The organism is Xanthomonas rydalmerensis, from assembly GCF_033170385.1.
GTDB classification, from domain to species: Bacteria; Pseudomonadota; Gammaproteobacteria; order Xanthomonadales; family Xanthomonadaceae; genus Xanthomonas_A; species Xanthomonas_A rydalmerensis.
In genome coordinates this window covers 4,707,153-4,724,026 of record NZ_CP126170.1, presented here as the reverse complement: position 1 = coordinate 4,724,026, position 16,874 = coordinate 4,707,153, and the positions used below count along the sequence as shown (strand labels likewise).

Sequence of the window (16,874 nt, the reverse complement as noted above, 5' to 3'; positions counted from 1 at the left end):
CATGGCCACCATCCCACAGGGCAACTTTGTCCTGCCGAGCGTGCAGGCTCCGGTGCGAACTGGTGCCGCGGACAACTCCGGCGCGCTGGCAGAAGCCCGCGCACTGCAGGGCCTGGGCGAGACGGGCATGCAGGCCGGCGGTCGGCTGCTTAGCGCTGCCGGCCAGATGGCGGCTAAGGAACGCGAGGAATCCGACTCGTTGGCGCGTGCAAAGGCGGCCAACGCAATCCTTGACCAAGAGATTGCCACCAAGTCGATCACCGAGAACATCGCCAACCAGATCAACGATGGGACGTTGGATTGGCGCAAGGCCGGCGACGCTTACCAAACCGAGGTCAGCAAGCTACAGCGCCCCGACATCCCGGGGCTTCAGCCTGACGACGCCGAGCGGTTTGGCTCTGGCCTCAAGCGCTCGGTGCAGACGGGCAGCCTTGCCGTGCAGAACTTGGCCAAGGGCGCTCAGCGTGTCGAGTTCAAGTCACAGTTTTATTTGACGCTGGACAAGCTGGGCAAGCTGGCCGGCGACCCGAATGCCGACATCGACAAGATCAATCAGCAGGCTGAAGCGTTCGTGCCGCTTGCCCGTCAGGCGAACTTGGATGAGGCGACCATCACCGCGCGGGTGCAGCAGTTCAAGGACACGAATTGGTCGAACCAGGCCAAGTCCCGCCTCCTGTCGAACGTGGACAACGTGGAGGGGCTGGACAACCTGCAGCGCGACCTGACGGATGATGGCGGCTACTACGCCAACAAGCTGGACACCGACAAGCGCAACGCCGTGCTGTCTCAGGTCATTACGGCCAAGTCCCGGCTGGAAGCGAAGGCCCAGCACGAAGAAGCGAAGAAGGACGCTACCGCCAAACGCGCGATGGACGGCTATGACCGGCAGGTATCCAGCGGTGTTCCGGCTCCCGTGGACTACTTGCAGAGCGTGGCGGACGCTGTCAAAGGAACCGACTATGAGCCTGAGTTTCGCCAGCGGGTGAAAGACGAAATCGAGATTCGCCAGGTCATGCAAAAGCCGCCAGTTGAGCAGCGCGCCTACGTTGCCGAGCTGCAGGCCAAGCAGCAGCGCGACGGTGCGACGGTGCAGGAACAGGCGAACTTGCGCCGGCTGCAAAACGGCATTGAGTCGAACCTAAAGCAGTTGCGCGATGCACCGCTCCTGTTCAACGCCAACCGGACGGGCGAGCCGGCCGAGCCGCTGGACGTAAATGCGCTGTCTGCCGGCGACGTGTCAAAGGCGCAAACCCAGTTTGCCGATCGCATGGTGACCATCCGTGCCATGCGCAAGCAGTATGGTTCGGAGGTCGGGAACTCGCCGCTGCTGCCTGGCGAGGCAAGCATGATGGCAGCGGCTATCAACATGATGCCGCCCAAGGGGGCATTGCAGTTGTTCGGTGGACTGAGCCACGCAATCAACGACCCGGACGCCTACGAGGCGGCCATTCAGCAGATCGCGCCGGATTCTCCAGTGCGCGCGCTGGCCGGCCGCATCTACGCCAAGCAGGACACGAACAGCGGCGGTGTTACCAAGGGGACGCCCGGCGCCGATGCCGGGAATGTCGCCATGCTGATGGTACGCGGCGAGGCGCTATTGAACCCGGGCAAGGCAGAGGCGAAGGAAGACGGCAAGGGTGCCCGGATCAAGATGCCTTCCAACAATGACCTAGATGCAGAGATCGCCGACGCGGTTGGGGCCGCCTATGCCGGCCGCTCCACCGATTACCGAACTGCCAATCAGGCCGTGCGCGCGGTGTACGCCGCCAAGTCGGTGGATGCGGGCGACATGTCTGGCGAACTGAATAGCAAGCGGCTGCGCGAGTCCATCGCGGCGGTGGTCGGCGAGCCGGCCAGGGTTGGCGGCCGCGATGTTATCCCGCCTTGGGGGATGTCGTCAGATCGCTTTGAGGATCACGCGGAAACGTACATTGACGCGCGGTTCAAAGCCGCCGGCATCGAGAACCCTGGGAATGTCGGCTTGCTCAACGTTCCCGGCCGCGATGGCGTCTACATCCTGACCCGTGGCATGCAGCCGCTGGTGGACAAGCGCGGGCAGCCGTTGCTGATCCGCATGCGGGGTGACCAGTGACCGGGCCGCAGATCGACACTCAGCAGGACTTGGAAGACCTGGGCGCGGCAACGCGCATGCTGGACGAGCTGGGCGCCAAGCCCTACGACTACAACACCCCGGAGGGTCTGGACGGAACGCTGGAAGCCCTTAAGGGTTTCATGCGGCCTTCGGCTGCCGCGGGGCGCTCCCTGCTGATGGCGGGCGCCCCAGCAGCAGGCGCGCGGGACTCCTACCTGTCGTCATTCGCCACACCCGAGACTCGCGCGTTCTTGGAAGGCCAAGGCATCCAGCAGAAGCCGCAAGCCAACCCGACCGCGACGCAGGATGCCTACTTCCGCGACGTGGTCGAGGGTGTCGGCAATAGCGCCGTGGACTACTGGACGCCGGACCCTGTCACCCTGAGCGGAACGGCCAAGGCCATCAACCTGATTGGCAACGTGGCCGGCTCGGTGCCGCAGATGGTCGGCACGCCAGGGGTGTTCCTGGCGTCTTCTGGCCTGGACCCGTCCACCGAGTTGGTGCGCCAGGGCGTGGACGCGAAAACGGCCATGGCGGTGGGTGGCGTCAACCTTGCGGTGAACGCTGCCGGCATGCGATTGCCCGCGGCTTTCGGTTCGACGCTGACCACTCGGCTGGCCACGGGCGCCGGTTCCAACCTCGCGCTTGGCATCGGCGCAGACGCTGCCAGTGGGGCCGCCCTGCGCGCAGGTGGATACGAGGCCCAGGCAGAAAGCTACAACCCGAAAGACCCCTATTCGCGCGCGCTTGACGTGATGATGGGCTTGGCGTTCGGTGGCGCCGCCCACGTCGGTGCAGCCAAGGTGCCACCCGCGCAGCGTGACGCTGTGCTGGTGGCGCGCAATGCGGACCACATCGAGCGGGGGACCATGCCGGGCGAGCCACTGACTCCCGCGGCCGACATTCAGCACCAAAGCGCCCTGACCGCGGCCATGCAGCAAGTGCTGTCGGGGCAGAAGGTCGATGTTGCGGCGCAGATCAACCCGGGCGACTACCTGCTGCGGCCCGAGCTGGCCCAGGCCATCGGGGGCGCGGACGCTGGGCGCGTGATCGATTCGCGGTTGCAGCAGCTTACCGACCTGTCTCAAGCCGGCAGGCTTCCCAAGGAGGAATTGCAGTCACTGCAGGCACGCGATCAAGAGATCCGGGACATTCTGCGTCGCGAAAATGCGCTCAAGCGCGACGGGGTCTTGAGGTCTGACCCTGCGGCAGCGCCGGACATTGCGGCCCTTGCGCAAGAGCAGATCGCGATTAAGACCAAGCTTGATGGCGCGCGCAATTCGACCGCCTATGCCACCGAGCTAAAGAAGCTGCAGGACAAGTTGGGCAAGATGGACAGCGACGCTGCGCTCATTGACCTGGCCGTCCAGATGGGCGGGACTCGCCCCCGTTCTCTGGCAGCCGCGCAACCCCAGGGGTATGCGGCATATCGCCGAATCCTTGAATCCGGCGGCCGGCCAGATGCTCAATCGCCGACCAGTTCGGCTATGGGCATCGACCAGTTCACGGATGGAACCTGGCTGCGCATGGTGTCCGCCGAGCAACCGGCTTGGGCTGAGGGCATGACGCAGGAGCAGATCCTGGCCGCGCGCTCAGATCCGGCAAAGTCAGGTGAGATGGCCACGGCTCTGGACCGCGAGAACGCCGCAGCCCTGGCGCGCGCTGGCCAGGACGCCACGATTCAAAACCTGTACGCCGCACACCATTTCGGACAGCAGGTCGGCGTGCGTTTTGCCGCGGCTGCTGCCGACACGCCTGTGGATCGCATCCTGACGCCTGAGCAGATCGAGGCCAACCCCTACCTGAAGGGGAAGACCAAGGCCCAGGTAGTGGATACGTGGGATTCCCGCGCACGCCGCGGCGGTGTCAAGGCAGATGGCGAGTTGGTCGATACCAACCCAGCCGGCCAGGCGCTGCGGGAACGGCTCGTCAGGGAGCCTGACCAACTGGCGCAAGACTATGCGGCGCTGAAGGAGTCGCAGGGCGGCGTGGTTCTCAATACCGACACCGCGCGGGAGCTTTCCCCCGAGTACCTGGCCGACCGCACGCGCAGCGCCGACGTGCACGAGGCGGCAAGCGACACGGTGAAGATGCTCTATGAGCGCAAGCTGGCCGAACCGACCCCGGCCGGGATTGATCCCGTCGTGATGTTCACCGCTGGCGGCACTGGCGCAGGCAAGACCACCGGCCTGCAGGCGATCGGAAACGCCATGGGGCGCCCGGAAATCATCTACGACACCAACATGAACACGCTGGCGTCTGCGGTGCAGAAGGTCGAGCAGGCGCTACAGGCTGGCCGTGACGTGCGGATTGCCTATGTGTACCGCGACCCGGTCGAGGCGCTGACCGCTGGCGCCATTCCGCGCGCCCAGCGGCAGGCCCGCGAATTTGGGACAGGTCGCACCGTCCCGCTGCAGGAACATGCCCGCACCCATGCTGGCGTGCGTGGTGTAATGGAGGCGCTGGCCGAGCGCTACGCCGGGGACAAGCGCGTCGAAATCGTCCCCATCGACAATAGCCGCGGCAAGGGTAAGGCGGCCATCGCTTCTTCACTTGCTGATCTCCCCAGGGTGGATCAAAATGGACTCCATGAACGCCTCAACCAAGCCCTTGAAGAAGCCCGCGCAGCCGGCCTTGACGAGCGGACGTACCGGGGATTCGCCGGCCAAGCAGCCGAGCGGCCAGCCAGCCCCGAAGTGGGCACAGGCGCTGGTGGACAACCTCAATCGGAACGTGTCTCAGAAGTAGCGGCAGCCGCTGAGACCCCGCTTGCGGCCGCCACGCGGCTTGTTTCCGAGAACCCTGGCGCCACCGTAATCGACGGTTTCGACGCCGACGGCAATCCCATCTATCGCCCGCTCGCTGAAGCGCTGGCCGACATCGAGGCCGAGCGCCAAGCCGCTGCGCGCGATGCTGGCGGCGTGACTGCGGCGGCCAACTGCGCAATCCGCCGAGGCCCCGATGCACCCTGACTGTGTCCTTGAAGTTGCTGCCGCCATCGGCCGCACCCCGACCGCGCGCGAGATTGAAGAGATCGAGGGCAACATCCTGCGCGCCATGCGGGAGATCGCGCGCACGGAACCGCGATGGCGCCAGATGACGGGCGAACAGCGGTTGCAGGCCGCGGCAGCGATGGCGCATGAGCAGGCTTTGCAAGCCGCTGAAGTATCAGCCCAGCGCCGGGCATCCAACCTGCTGGCCCAATCGCGGGAGGCGGCAAGGCTGCAGGCGCGCGCCCAGGCCAAGGGCGGGAAATCCCCCTTCCATGAGGCACTGTTTGAACGCCTGCGCCAAGCGGACGATTACGTGTCAGGTGTGCGCAATGAGGCCATGTCCGGGCTGGTGGATGCGATCGAGGCGGTGGAACCGCGATTCTTCGGCCTGATGGATGACCCCAAGTCGATTGCGGCATTCGCCCGTGCAGTCATGGAGCCTGGCGGCAACCACTCGCCGGAAATGGTCAAGGCGGCCAAGGCGTACACCGACACGCTGGAAGACATGCGCGTGCGCGCGAACGCGGCCGGCGCCGACATCGGCAAGCTTGACTATGGCTACCTGCCGCAGCCGCACGACGTGGGGCGTATTTCCCGCGCGGGGAAGGAGAAGTGGGTAGAGGACATCATTGGCAAGCTGGCCCGTGATCGGTACACCAAGGCTGATGGCTCGGTGATGGATGACGCCGAGCTGGCCGACATGCTCGGCGGCGTGTACGACACGCTGTCCACCGAGGGGCGTAACAAGATGATCCCCGGGCAGAGCCGCGGAGGCTCGCGCGCGTCTCGGTTCGATGAGGCGCACCGCGTGATCCACTTCGCGGATGCCAAGAGTTACCTAGACTACCTGGGCCAATACGGCCGCGGCTCCATGATGCAGTCCATCCATGGCCACGTCGGCATGATGGCCAAGACCATCGGCCTGATGGAAGAGTTCGGGGCCAACCCGAACAGCACCTATCGGCTGCTGAAGGATCTAGCGGAGCAGGGGGACAACGCGAGCGGCCGTCTCGTCCGCCTTACCTCTGCGGACATGCTTTGGGACACGCTCAACGGTGTTACCGGTCAGCCGGTTAGCGCCAACCTTGCCGCCATCGGCCAGGGAATCCGCAACTTCACGACGGCGACCAAACTGCAGGGGGTGATGCTGTCCGCGCTGACGGACGCACCGCTGCAGGTGCTGGTCGCCAAGTCGGCGGGTATCCCAATGGGCGAAGCGCTCAAGTCGCTATTCGTGGGCTGGGGCAAGAACAAGCGCGAAATCGCCCATGACCTGGCGCTGGGCATGGACGAGATTGCCGGCGAAATGGCACGGTGGCACCAAGACCATCTAGCCCAGGGTTGGACGGCGAAGCTGGCCAACACCACGATGCGGCTCACGCTCGTGGAGGGCTGGACGAATGCGCTGCGCCGAGGATTCGCGCTGACGCTATCCGGCACGCTTGACCGGCTGCGCGCAACCGACTGGGACGCGCTGAAGCAGGGCGACCGCAACCGGTTTGAGTCTGCCGGCGTCACCGCAGATGACTGGCGCATCTGGCAGCAGGCACAGCCAACCCAAGTGGGTAGCTCTTCGCTGCTGACGAAGGACGGCATCCGTGGGGTTCAGGGGGTTAGCGAGGCCGACAAGAACCGGGCAACGGCCCGCTTGCTGGGCTATCTGGATCAGGAGGCGCGCATGGCTGTGTTCGCTCCCGACATTCAGACCCGCGCCCTGGTCCAGCAGGGTACGCGCCCGGGTACGGTTGGTGGCGAGGTGTTGCGATCGGTGATGCTGTTCAAGAGCTTCCCGGTTGGCATGCTGGTCCAGCATCTGCGCCGCCTGCAGGAGCTACCGAACAACGGCAGCCGCGTCGCCTACTCGGTGGCCATGATGACCGCGCTCCCGTTGTTCGGCGCGGTGTCGATGCAACTCAAGGATCTTGTGCAGGGCAAAGACCCGCGCGACGCGACTACCGGGAAGTTTTGGGGGGCTGCGTTTGCACAGGGTGGCGGGCTTGGCATCCTGGGTGACGTGCTTTACACCGGCTTTGGCGGCGAGTCACGGAACGGGCAGCCGAACTGGCAGAACCTGCTGGGGCCAATCGTCGGCACTGGCGTAGACCTAGCGAATGCCACCGTGGGCAATCTTGGGCGCTACGCGGCGGCCGGCACATCCAGCAAGCGCGACAAGGTCGCTGACAAGGCGGCTGCGGACGCTCTGCGGCTCGTTCGTGGGAACACCCCCTTCATCAATCTGTGGTACGCCCGTGCGGCAATCGACCACCTGGTGATGCACGATTTGCAGGAGCAGGTAAGCCCCGGCTACCTTCGCAAGATGAAGAAGCGGGCGCGCAAGGACTGGGAGCAGGAATACTGGTGGGATCCCGAGGACGCACTGCCGAATCGCGCGCCAAATCTTGAAAAGGCCATTGGAGAGAAGTAATGGATCAACCGGTCTACCCGTCTGCAGGGTTGGCGCTTTTATTCATCTTGTCAGTAGTGGCTTATAGGTTTGTAGATTCACGGCCAAAACTCAAAAGCGCCCTTTTCATTTTGGCTGCCGGCTCATGGGCTGCGTTGGCGGTGTTCCTTTCCGTATGGGGTGCATCAATTCAGTGGCAACGCGGTTGCGTTCTATGTGCCGCGTTCACTGTTTTTGTTTTCCTTCCCATCTTGCTTGTTCCTCCGTTCTTAATGGTCAACAGTAGGTATCGATTCTTTGGCTATTACAAGAGTAAAAGGAGGCGTCACTAATGCGCCAAGATCAACGCATCCGACTGATGGAAGTGAGCGAGCGCCTAGCCGAGGCGGTGCTACTGGATGCCGACCCGGACAACTGGGCCGGCGCCGGCAAAACGCTGATGGACATGTCAAAGGACGAGCGCGGCGATGCGGCGTGGTGCCGCAAAACAGCGGTGCAATCTGTGGCCCTGCTGGTACGCGTCGAGCAGTTGCTGCGCGACGACAAGACCGCGACCCCTGGCGATGGCGACCCCGATCCGCAGAACGAGATCGACCGCGCTGAGAAGGCCGCGGCCGCTGCGCTGGCGCGGGTTATGGCCAAAGGCTGAGCATGGAGCGCTCCGCCCCTAAAATTTCGTTCTTGGCGTTCTTTATGCTGTGGGCTGAGCGCATGGGTTGGGATGTCCCGCCTCTGCATGTGCGGGCCTGCGCGTGGCTTGAGGAAGCGTGGTGTAGCGGCTGGGAATTGTTCCTGCTGATGCTTCCTCGCGGTCATGCCAAGTCTACGATCCTAGAAGTTTTCAATGCCTGGCTCTATTACAACTGGCGCGTTATCCGCATCTTGCACCAGTCCGAATCCGACGGAACCGCACTCAAGACCAGCCGCGGCACACAGAATGTCCTGCGGCATCACCCACTGACACGCGGCATGCTGCCGGCTGGGCAGGGTACGGTAGAACAGTGGTGGGTCAACGGGGCCGCGGAAATCGACCCCCGCAATGCCAGCATGTATGCAAAAGGCATCCTGTCGAACACAACCAGTTCGCGTGCGGACTTCGTCCAGAATGACGACATCGAGGTGCCAAAGAACATCGCCACGCCAGAGGCACGCGAGAAGCTGCGCTATCGCCTTGGCGAGCAGGTGCACATCGCGGTGCCAGGAGCGCCCAAGCTCTATGTCGGGACACCGCACACGCATGATTCGATCTATGAGGAAATCAAGGCGCTTGGCGCCAAGGCGCTGATTGTGAAAATGTTTGGGCGGGAATACCGGATCGAGAAAGCGGATAAGAAGGTCTATCAAGTCGGGTTTGTCCCGGACATCGTGTTCTCTGGCATCGGCAAAGGTGCACGCATGCTGGTCCCTGGGCATGACTACAAAGTGGCTGGAACGGACATCATTCTGGCCAGCCCTGGTGGCGACCTGATCGACTGCTATGCAGACGCCGCATGGCCCGAGCGCTTCGACCATGCCGAAATGGTGAAGCGCAGGCGGGAAACGCGCACGATCAATGAATGGGATTCTCAGTATCAACTGCACTCCAAGCCGGTGACGCAGGTCCGTCTAGACCCTGATCGCATCACCGCCTATGACGTGCAGCCGCGACTGATCCACGCCAACGGCTCGGTAGCCATGTTCCTGGGCAATGTCCAGATCGTCGGCGCGGCCGCACGCTGGGACCCCTCCGGCGGCAAGATCCATTCGGACGCCTCAGCCTTCACCGTGGTATTTCAGGACGATGCGGGGCGCCGTTACTTGCACCACGCAGAGGGCGTGACCGGCGAGGTGGCCGAGTTCGCAGCCGACGGCAAGACGATCATTGGCGGCCAGGTGCACCGCATCTGCGAGGTGGTCAAACGCCTGAGCCTTCCCCGGGTGAGCGTGGAAACCAACGGGATTGGCGGCTTTGCGCCGGCAGTGCTGCGGGCGGCGATGAAGCAGCAGCGGATTGCGGCCTGCGGTGTGGTCGAGGTCAACAGCACCGCGAATAAGAACAAGCGCATCCTAGAGACATGGGAACCTCTGCTGCTTTCCCGCGGCCAGGTGTGGGCGCATATCGACGTGCTGCGCGGGCCGTTCAGGCCGCAGATGCGGGATTGGAAACCCGACGTAACGGTGCAGCCAGACGACTATCTGGACTCCTCAGCAGGCGCAATCGCCGAGACTCCGGAGCGCATAAGGGCGAATGGCGGGATTCCGTCCGGTGTGGGCGCCCAGGATTGGCGCCAGTCTGCGGGCCAGACGTTTGAGGCTACATTCGAGCGATAAGGCCCGCTCCCACGCCGGAGCGCCGAATGGCTCAGTTGCTGCCACTGCCAATATCGCCGAGCGACGCGCTCAACAAGATCATTGTTCCGGCACTCAAAGACCTGGGCGATGGCATGGACTCGCCGCCGGCTCGCGTCCAGATGCTCTGCATGTCGATGCAGGAATCCGGCCTGAAGTATCGGCACCAAGTCGGTGGCCCTGCGCATGGCCTATGGCAGTTCGAGCAGGGCGGCGGCGTCAAAGGCGTGCTGACCAACTCGGCGAGCCAGCGGCGCGCGCGGGCACTGTGCGAGCGTCGAGGCGTAGCGCCGACCATCGCCGCAGTGTTCGCAGCCCTTGAGCATGACGACCTGCTAGCGGCTGGCTTTGCCCGGCTGCTGCTGTGGACGCTTCCGACGGCCTTGCCGGCGCTGGGCGACGAGCAAGAGGCGTGGGATCAGTACATCGATGCATGGCGGCCTGGAAAGCCTCATCGGGACAGGTGGGCGAAGAATTACCCGCTTGCCCTCAAGACCGTGCGGGGTGGGTGATGGAAGTCAACTGGCAGATCATCATCAATGTGGCGGTCGGTGTGCTGATGCCGCTTGTGGTCTTTGCCCTGGGCTACATCGTGAGCCTATCTAAGCGGGTGAGTGACCTGCGCGTGCTGATCTCCGACGAGTTTGTCCGCAAGCCTGAGCTTGTCGAGGTCAAGCAGCTCATGCAATCCATCAACGCGACCTGCAACGACCTGATGAAGACGCTCGCCGAAATGAAGGGCGAGTTCAAGGCAGGCCAGCGATGACGCATCGACTTGAAGAGGTCGCAGACCGACTGAGTAGCCAGGTCGCATCATTGCGCGATGCCGTGAACAAGCAGTCGGGGTCAAACAACGTCAACACCGTGCGCGTGCAGGGCATGGGCAGCATGTGGAACGGCATTGCAATCGGTATCGCGCTGGGCGCCGTGATCGTCGCGACCGGGTGGAACGTCAGCAAGCTGGCTGAAATGAACGTGAGAAGCCAGCAGTCCGAAGCCTATGCGAAAGCGGTTTACATGCTGGCGCCACGGTTCGCGGAGGCGATCGACAAGGAACTGCAGCGCGACAAGAAAATTGACCAAGAGGCACAGGACAAATGAGCAGCCCGACCCCCATCATCACAAAGCCGCCGAAGAGAGAACCACAGCCGCAGCCGACCACGAAGGCCAAGGTCTCACTCGTTCCGCAGGGAGTCGAGTCCTGGCGCGTCATGCTGAAGAAGTACAGCACCGCGGCATGGGGTCTTGTCATCGCACTGCCTGACTTCTACTCCCAGGTGCTTGGCATGGGAGTTGTGCCGGATCGGTTCTCCAAGCTCCTTTGGGGCGTGGGAGCGTTTGGTCTGTTCTGTAGTTGGATCAAGCAGCGCCTAGAGCACTGAGGATGGGGCCGGCACGACGCCAACCGCAGGGATTCACGCCAGCCGTGTGGGTGACAATCGCCATTGCGCTTGTGCCGGCGATTTGCAGCATTGCCGTCACCGGCTACATCGCCAATCAGGCGAATAGCAAAGTTGACACGGTCAAGGGCGAACTCAAGGCCGAGATTGCTGCATCCGAAGGGCGTCTAGGCGAGAAGATCCGGGAGATTGACGTTAACTCGGCGAACCGTCGAAACGAGAGCCAGGCCGAAATGATGCGGCTCGATGAGAGTCGGGCGCAGCAGGTAATCCAGCTTCGCCAGGATCTCCGCGACCACATCCAAGACGAGAGCAAAAGGCAGTGAATCGTACCCTCGCAATCATCGCGGCTTTCGTCGTGTGGACGGCCCTCGCAGCCTTCGCCGGCTGGAAGTGGAATGACAAGACGTGCGACCTGGCCGATGCCAGGAATGAGGCTGCAACTGGTAAGCAAGCCTTACAGGTTGAACAGCAGGCCCGCGAGACCGAACACAAGCAAGCGGCGGCGACGCAAAGTGCAGCCGATATCGCCGATACCCGACAGGACAAGATCAATGATGACTACGACGCGCGCATTGCGGCTGCTCTTGCTGGCCGCGATTCCGAGCTTGGCCGCCTGCGCAAGCAGTGGGCAGGCTGTGAAACCAACCGCCTGTCCGGTAGTGCCGCCGTTGCCGCAGAGGCTGCTGAAGAAGACCGACTACGCCAGGCAAGTGCAGCACGAGCTTTACGAGCCGTCGAGCTCGCCCAGTCCGAGCGAGACGAAACCATCGACCGATACCAAGCCATCCAGCAGCCACAGGTGATCCAATGACGATCCCCCAGCAGTCGCCGCGAAACGTAAGCACCGCCGCCCCGGGCGCAACGGTGTTCCCATACGATTTCAAGATCCTTGCCGACACCGACATGCAGGTGCAGGTAAACGGGGTGACCAAGACGCTTGGCGTCCACTATGCGGTTAGCGGCGTAGGCAATGAGGGTGGTGGTCAAGTCGTGTTCACTGCTGCGATGGCCGGCGGCGAAACCGTTATGCGTCGGCGCCTGATGCCTTTCGCTCGATCGAATGATTTTCAGTACCTGGGCGACTTGCGCAGCTTCACGCTGAACAACGATCAAGATGCCCCGATCATGATGCTGCAGCAGATCGCGGACGACGTAGACCGTTCGTTGAAGCTGCCGCCATCTGCCACCGGTAACGGCAACATCGGCGAACTGATCCCGCTGGCGCCGCTTGTGGTGACTTCTGATGGTCAGAGCATCGAATCGGGTAGCACCCAGCTTACCGGCGACATGCTGCTACGCCCGAACCTTGCCCAGGATGCGCCGGGGAAGGGTGCCGACCTGGTCGCGTATCGCGATGGCCTATCGGCCGCGTACCTGCAGGTCACCAGCGCGATGGCCCAAGGCGCGCCCGTCTCGGTGCTGCGCGGTATCGATCCTACCAAGCACGCCGCCATCCTCGATGGCAGCACGACGGTCGATCACGCCCCGGCCATCCAAGCCTTGCTGTCGGAGATGGGGAGCAAGGGCCGCGGCCACCTCATGCATGACCACGGCACGCTGACGATCGGAACCCAGCTCAACATCCCGGGTGACGTCACTTTCTCGGGCGGTGGCATCAAGTCGATCCTGAAGCCGGTGGCCACGGTCAACGCCATGGTGCGCACCAACGGCAGCAACGCGCAGGTGCGCTCCCTTCAGTTCCTCAACTCGGGTGGCTTGGCCACCGCCGGCCTGACCCTGGGCGCCGACTTCTGCCGTACCTACGATTGCTACTTCGCCAACCTGAAGCGCGGCATCCAGATCGATGGTGCGCAGGCGCTGCGCATCGTGCACCCGGTGATCATCGGGTCCGACTTCGGCATCTTCAACATCAACGACGGCCGAAACTCGGTCATCGATCAGGCGCACATCCAGGGCGGAACGTGCATCTGGATCGACAAGGTTTCGATCCAGAACGAGGGCCTGCGCATCGTCAACTCCTTCCTGGCGCCGTCGATCACCAGCGACCCGAACTCTGGCCATGGCATCGTGATCACTGGTGGCCTAGAGATCGAGATCGCGCAGTGCATCATCGACAACGTGGACCGTTACGGCATCTACTTGCCGAACGTCTACACCGTGGAGGCAATCAAGCTGGTCAACTCTTGGATTGGCTGCGACGCAGGCGTCACCGGTTCCTGTGGTGTTGTGACGCGCGGTCCAGTGAAGCAGATCCAGCTGATCGCAAATACGATCACTGGCGCCCAGGGGTACGGCCTGGACATCGACAACTCGGCCGGGCCGCCCAACGCATTCGACGTGTCGCACAACCGGTTCTACTCGAACCAGGCGGGCGACTACAGGATCCGCGGCCTGATCGAATCAGACATCGCGTTCAACCAGTTCAACAGCACGACCGGCAGCGCGGAGATGGACAACACCAGCGCGGTTCGGTTCGTCGGGAACACGTACACCATGGCCCCGCTGCTGAAATCCACGGCGTCCAAGTACACGCAGAATAAGGGCGTAGCGGGCGTTGACACCGACCACGGCACCTGGGTGCCGAGTTACATCAATGTCGCCAACGCAACCAGCATCACCAACTCATTCGCCTGCTTCGAGCAGGTGGGCAAGACGGTATACGCCTCCGGGAATTTCGGCGCCAGCGCTACCGCGGCAAATACGTTGACACAGGTGCGCGTGTCCCCACCGCCCGGCCTGGCCATCACTGGTGGCAACAAGGCGGCTGGCACCGCAGCGGCCTATACCGGTTCCAACTTTATCGCTGGCATCTGCAACGAGCATTCGTCAGGCGACATCCTTGTTTCCTATCAGCCCACCGGCACCGGCGGCATCGGCGTCGATTGGTCTGCCATGTGGCGGGTTCCCTAATGCCGGCCGAGGGGTAGGAGATCCCCGACATTGCACCGCGTTGTTCGCCGATGTTGGGATTCCCATATAGGTGGCAGCATGTCCTTGCTGGGCGCGGGGCCGCAGGCAGCTCAACCCGCGCGACGCCTGAGCAGCGTCAACCCCGGCATCCTGACTGATCGCCAACTGCCATGGTTGATTTTGTAGACATCAAGCAACCTGTTCTGGGTTGATCTTGTACGGCAACCATCTCAGGTTTAGCGTTTGGATTCCCACCAACATGGAGAGTTGCCGTGCGCAAGTTAAACCTGCTTCTCCCCGCCATTCTGCTGGCTGTCAATGCAAGCGCAGCCGACGCCGCGAACAAGAGGACGAACCCCGCAGACCTGATCCCCGGCTTGGGCGAGAGCGTGCCGGCCGGTGTCAAGAACATCAGCCTGTCGCCAAAGTTTAAGGCGTACAAGTTCAGTAAAGACGGCCTTGACTATGTGCAGGTCAATTCGCTGAAGGATGAGGTGCTTTCTGTCACCATCGTGACGCCGGGAGTGCAGTCCACGTTGCCGATTGGGCGCGCCGCCGAGACGACCATGGCGGTTGTCAGCGACGACAAGCAGCAGCCCATGGGGATGGTGACAGCCGCGGCCACCTGCCCCTGCAGTTCTCAGGTCATCTACGACGACGCCACTACTCGTATCGTGGTGATCTACGGCGCGAACGGCGAGTACATTCAGACCGTCGTCATCGACAAGCGCACGCCGAGCATCCCAAGGCCGAACACGTGACCCGCTCTGGCTGAATCTTTCAGTCACTGTCTCTGGCGATGCGACCGCCATCGGTAGCATCGCTGGCATGCGCTACGAACTGCCTCCTGACTTCGAGTGGGAACCTACTAACCGATGGGGGCAGGATTGGCTTCTGTGCGGTAGGAAGATTGTCGCTGGGGTGTCCAAGACCGTCTTTCCAGACGGTCGCTGGATCGCGAACGTCAACGGGCACTATGAGCGAATGACCAAGCATTCGCACGCCTATTTCCGCAGCCGAGAGGCCGCAATGCGTTCGGTAGAGCGCTGGGCCTGCGCCCACGCCTCACGGCTACGGCACGAGCTTCAGGCCGGTCTCCACCCTGCCGAGGTGATGCAGCCCACGCGCGAGGAAAAGAGGTTGGAAAGGGTGTTGCGAGGCTAGAACTGCCCGGCTCCCGCCCAAGCCATCCTGCCTCCATGTGAAGACTGGCCATGCAAGCATGTTGACTGTTCGTGCTTGCGGTAGTAAAAAAGCAAGCACGATCAAATGGGATGCTTGCTATGGCAAATGATGAAGAAGGCGAAGACCAAAAGCCCCAATCAGCCGGAGGGAAAGCTAGAGCGGAATCACTGACTCCGGAGCGGCGTCGCGAGATCGCAAAAAAAGCAGCGGCGGTGAGGCATGAGAACAAGGGCCTTCCTAAAGCCACTCATGAAGGGATGATCCGTCTTGGGGATATCGAAATCCCTTGTGCCGTCTTGGAAGATGGGCGTCGTTTACTGACTCAGAGCGGCGTCATGAAGGCTTTGGGACGGGCACGTCAAGCCAAGGGGCGAGGGCACTATGATGCTGACGTCAATCTCCCCGCGTTTCTCACTGCAAAGAACCTAAAACCCTTCATACCCAATGACTTAGCTGTGACGTCGAGCCAGGTTGAGTTCCTGCGCTCTAAGGGCGGCAGGGCGTTTGGCTATGACGCTGAGTTGCTGCCCCGGGTTTGCGAGGTGTATCTGCAGGCGCGTGATGCCGATGCGCTGGATAAACGTCAAGAGCATGTTGCAGAGCAAGCAGAAATATTGGTCAGAGCGCTTGCGCAGGTCGGTATAGTTGCGCTGGTAGATGAAGCGACAGGCTTCCAGGATGTTAGGCCGAAAGACGCTCTCCAAATGTACTTGGAGATGCTGGTTCGTAAGGAGCTGGCGGTCTGGGCTAAAAAATTCCCAGATGAATTTTATGAGAACATCTACAAGCTGCGCGGGTGGACCTGGCCCGGCATGGGCAAGAACCGCTTTAGCGTAGTGGCTCACTATACGCGCGACCTGATATATGAGCGGATGGCTCCGGGATTGTTGAAAGAACTCGAAGAAAAAAGCCCAAAGGATGAGAAGGGCAATCGAGATAACAAGTTGCACCAATGGTTAACGGGCGATGTCGGTGACCCGATGTTGGCCAGCCACTTGCAGTCAATTTTGACGTTGCAACGCCTAGCCCTAGCAAACGGATGGGGCTGGAACAAGTTTATGGGGATGGTAGATCAAGTCATGAAGAAGAAGGGGGATAACTTGGATCTGCCACTTAGCGATACTACCGAACCTTAGCGATAACCCAACCTAAGACTAAAACCCGCGCTTCGGTGGGGTTTGCTCTAGGGTGCCGAGTGCTATGGAACCTTGTTGGACTTCCACGCTGGGGGGGAGGGCTTCTGCTTCTCTGTCGGCTCAACCGCAGAGCGCAAAACCACTGGCCAACCATGCGCGTCTAGGTAGTGCCGTATCCCATTCTGCTGAAGGAACCTAGCCTGCCGGGCACGCTGGGGCGAGCGGCAAAGCTCGGCTATTTCGTCGCGAGATAGGCAAAGCTGAGACATCGTTACTCCTTGCGCGTGTCCGGAGTGCCAAGATTGCCACTCAGTCAGCCGATCTTGCGCTTCCTGATCGGTGCCCCTTGGCAGGCCCCGGGACTGTCCCATCAGGCATAGCCAGGCTCACGAAAGGCACACGGCACCCCGCCAGCCCTTGGGGCGCAAGGAGATTCGTGTCCGATAAGCGGCACCATCTTCC

The 16,874-nt window shown here is 62.2% G+C and carries 15 protein-coding genes; 14 read left to right on the top strand and 1 reads right to left on the bottom strand.

The window, feature by feature from the left end; translation table 11 throughout:
- Position 1: 1 nt before the first annotated feature.
- From QN245_RS20165 to QN245_RS20100, 14 genes are all read left to right on the top strand, one after another.
- Positions 2-2,092, top strand: coding sequence for a hypothetical protein (locus QN245_RS20165; protein ID WP_317844045.1), 2,091 nt, complete (start codon positions 2-4; stop codon positions 2,090-2,092).
- Positions 2,089-5,064 carry a zeta toxin family protein gene (locus tag QN245_RS20160; protein ID WP_317844044.1) on the top strand — a complete coding sequence of 992 codons (2,976 nt, stop codon included), beginning with the start codon at positions 2,089-2,091 and terminating at the stop codon, positions 5,062-5,064. Before QN245_RS20165 ends, QN245_RS20160 begins: the two co-directional genes overlap by 4 nt.
- Positions 5,054-7,510: a hypothetical protein gene (locus QN245_RS20155; RefSeq protein WP_317844043.1), complete on the top strand. Its 2,457-nt coding sequence runs from the start codon at positions 5,054-5,056 to the stop codon at positions 7,508-7,510. The genes QN245_RS20160 and QN245_RS20155 overlap by 11 nt, the downstream gene beginning before the upstream one ends.
- 337 nt (positions 7,511-7,847) lie before the next feature.
- Positions 7,848-8,138 (top strand): hypothetical protein, encoded by a 291-nt coding sequence (locus tag QN245_RS20150; protein WP_317844042.1) that lies wholly within the window; start codon positions 7,848-7,850, stop codon positions 8,136-8,138.
- A gap of 2 nt (positions 8,139-8,140) precedes the next feature.
- Positions 8,141-9,799, top strand: a complete 1,659-nt coding sequence (gene terL / locus QN245_RS20145) for a phage terminase large subunit (RefSeq protein ID WP_317844041.1) — start codon at positions 8,141-8,143, stop codon at positions 9,797-9,799.
- A 26-nt stretch (positions 9,800-9,825) separates the two neighbouring features.
- Positions 9,826-10,329 (top strand): hypothetical protein, encoded by a 504-nt coding sequence (locus QN245_RS20140; protein ID WP_317844040.1) that lies wholly within the window; start codon positions 9,826-9,828, stop codon positions 10,327-10,329.
- Positions 10,329-10,583 (top strand): hypothetical protein, encoded by a 255-nt coding sequence (locus tag QN245_RS20135; RefSeq protein ID WP_317844039.1) that lies wholly within the window; start codon positions 10,329-10,331, stop codon positions 10,581-10,583. Before QN245_RS20140 ends, QN245_RS20135 begins: the two co-directional genes overlap by 1 nt.
- Positions 10,580-10,918 carry a hypothetical protein gene (locus tag QN245_RS20130; RefSeq protein ID WP_317844038.1) on the top strand — a complete coding sequence of 113 codons (339 nt, stop codon included), beginning with the start codon at positions 10,580-10,582 and terminating at the stop codon, positions 10,916-10,918. The genes QN245_RS20135 and QN245_RS20130 overlap by 4 nt, the downstream gene beginning before the upstream one ends.
- Entirely contained in the window at positions 10,915-11,199 is a 285-nt protein-coding gene (locus tag QN245_RS20125; protein ID WP_317844037.1) for a hypothetical protein, read from the top strand. The genes QN245_RS20130 and QN245_RS20125 overlap by 4 nt, the downstream gene beginning before the upstream one ends.
- 50 nt (positions 11,200-11,249) lie before the next feature.
- On the top strand, positions 11,250-11,543 hold the full coding sequence (locus QN245_RS20120) for a hypothetical protein (protein ID WP_317844036.1): 294 nt from the start codon (positions 11,250-11,252) through the stop codon (positions 11,541-11,543).
- The gene (locus QN245_RS20115) at positions 11,540-12,031 is read left to right on the top strand and encodes a hypothetical protein (protein ID WP_317844035.1); all 492 of its coding nucleotides are present in this window, start codon (positions 11,540-11,542) and stop codon (positions 12,029-12,031) included. Before QN245_RS20120 ends, QN245_RS20115 begins: the two co-directional genes overlap by 4 nt.
- Positions 12,028-14,091 (top strand): right-handed parallel beta-helix repeat-containing protein, encoded by a 2,064-nt coding sequence (locus QN245_RS20110; protein ID WP_317844034.1) that lies wholly within the window; start codon positions 12,028-12,030, stop codon positions 14,089-14,091. The genes QN245_RS20115 and QN245_RS20110 overlap by 4 nt, the downstream gene beginning before the upstream one ends.
- A gap of 272 nt (positions 14,092-14,363) precedes the next feature.
- Positions 14,364-14,852, top strand: a complete 489-nt coding sequence (locus QN245_RS20105; RefSeq protein ID WP_317844033.1) for a hypothetical protein — start codon at positions 14,364-14,366, stop codon at positions 14,850-14,852.
- A gap of 522 nt (positions 14,853-15,374) precedes the next feature.
- Entirely contained in the window at positions 15,375-16,412 is a 1,038-nt protein-coding gene (locus tag QN245_RS20100) for a P63C domain-containing protein (protein WP_317844032.1), read from the top strand.
- A 62-nt stretch (positions 16,413-16,474) separates the two neighbouring features.
- Here QN245_RS20100 and QN245_RS20095 read toward each other — a convergent pair whose 3' ends face one another.
- Complete coding sequence (locus tag QN245_RS20095) at positions 16,475-16,681, bottom strand: DUF4224 domain-containing protein (protein ID WP_317844031.1); 207 nt, start codon at positions 16,679-16,681, stop codon at positions 16,475-16,477.
- Positions 16,682-16,874: the final 193 nt, after the last annotated feature.

What these genes read in the sequence shown, in the direction of transcription:
- QN245_RS20110 (WP_317844034.1), top strand. Translation starts at nt 12,028, where the DNA reads ATGACGATCCCCCAGCAGTCGCCGCGAAACGTAAGCACCGCCGCCCCG.
- QN245_RS20150 (WP_317844042.1), top strand. Translation starts at nt 7,848, where the DNA reads ATGGAAGTGAGCGAGCGCCTAGCCGAGGCGGTGCTACTGGATGCCGAC.
- QN245_RS20130 (WP_317844038.1), top strand. Translation starts at nt 10,580, where the DNA reads ATGACGCATCGACTTGAAGAGGTCGCAGACCGACTGAGTAGCCAGGTC.
- terL (WP_317844041.1), top strand. Translation starts at nt 8,141, where the DNA reads ATGGAGCGCTCCGCCCCTAAAATTTCGTTCTTGGCGTTCTTTATGCTG.
- QN245_RS20125 (WP_317844037.1), top strand. Translation starts at nt 10,915, where the DNA reads ATGAGCAGCCCGACCCCCATCATCACAAAGCCGCCGAAGAGAGAACCA.
- QN245_RS20100 (WP_317844032.1), top strand. Translation starts at nt 15,375, where the DNA reads ATGGCAAATGATGAAGAAGGCGAAGACCAAAAGCCCCAATCAGCCGGA.
- QN245_RS20135 (WP_317844039.1), top strand. Translation starts at nt 10,329, where the DNA reads ATGGAAGTCAACTGGCAGATCATCATCAATGTGGCGGTCGGTGTGCTG.
- QN245_RS20155 (WP_317844043.1), top strand. Translation starts at nt 5,054, where the DNA reads ATGCACCCTGACTGTGTCCTTGAAGTTGCTGCCGCCATCGGCCGCACC.
- QN245_RS20140 (WP_317844040.1), top strand. Translation starts at nt 9,826, where the DNA reads ATGGCTCAGTTGCTGCCACTGCCAATATCGCCGAGCGACGCGCTCAAC.
- QN245_RS20165 (WP_317844045.1), top strand. Translation starts at nt 2, where the DNA reads ATGGCCACCATCCCACAGGGCAACTTTGTCCTGCCGAGCGTGCAGGCT.
- QN245_RS20095 (WP_317844031.1), bottom strand. Translation starts at nt 16,681, where the DNA reads ATGTCTCAGCTTTGCCTATCTCGCGACGAAATAGCCGAGCTTTGCCGC.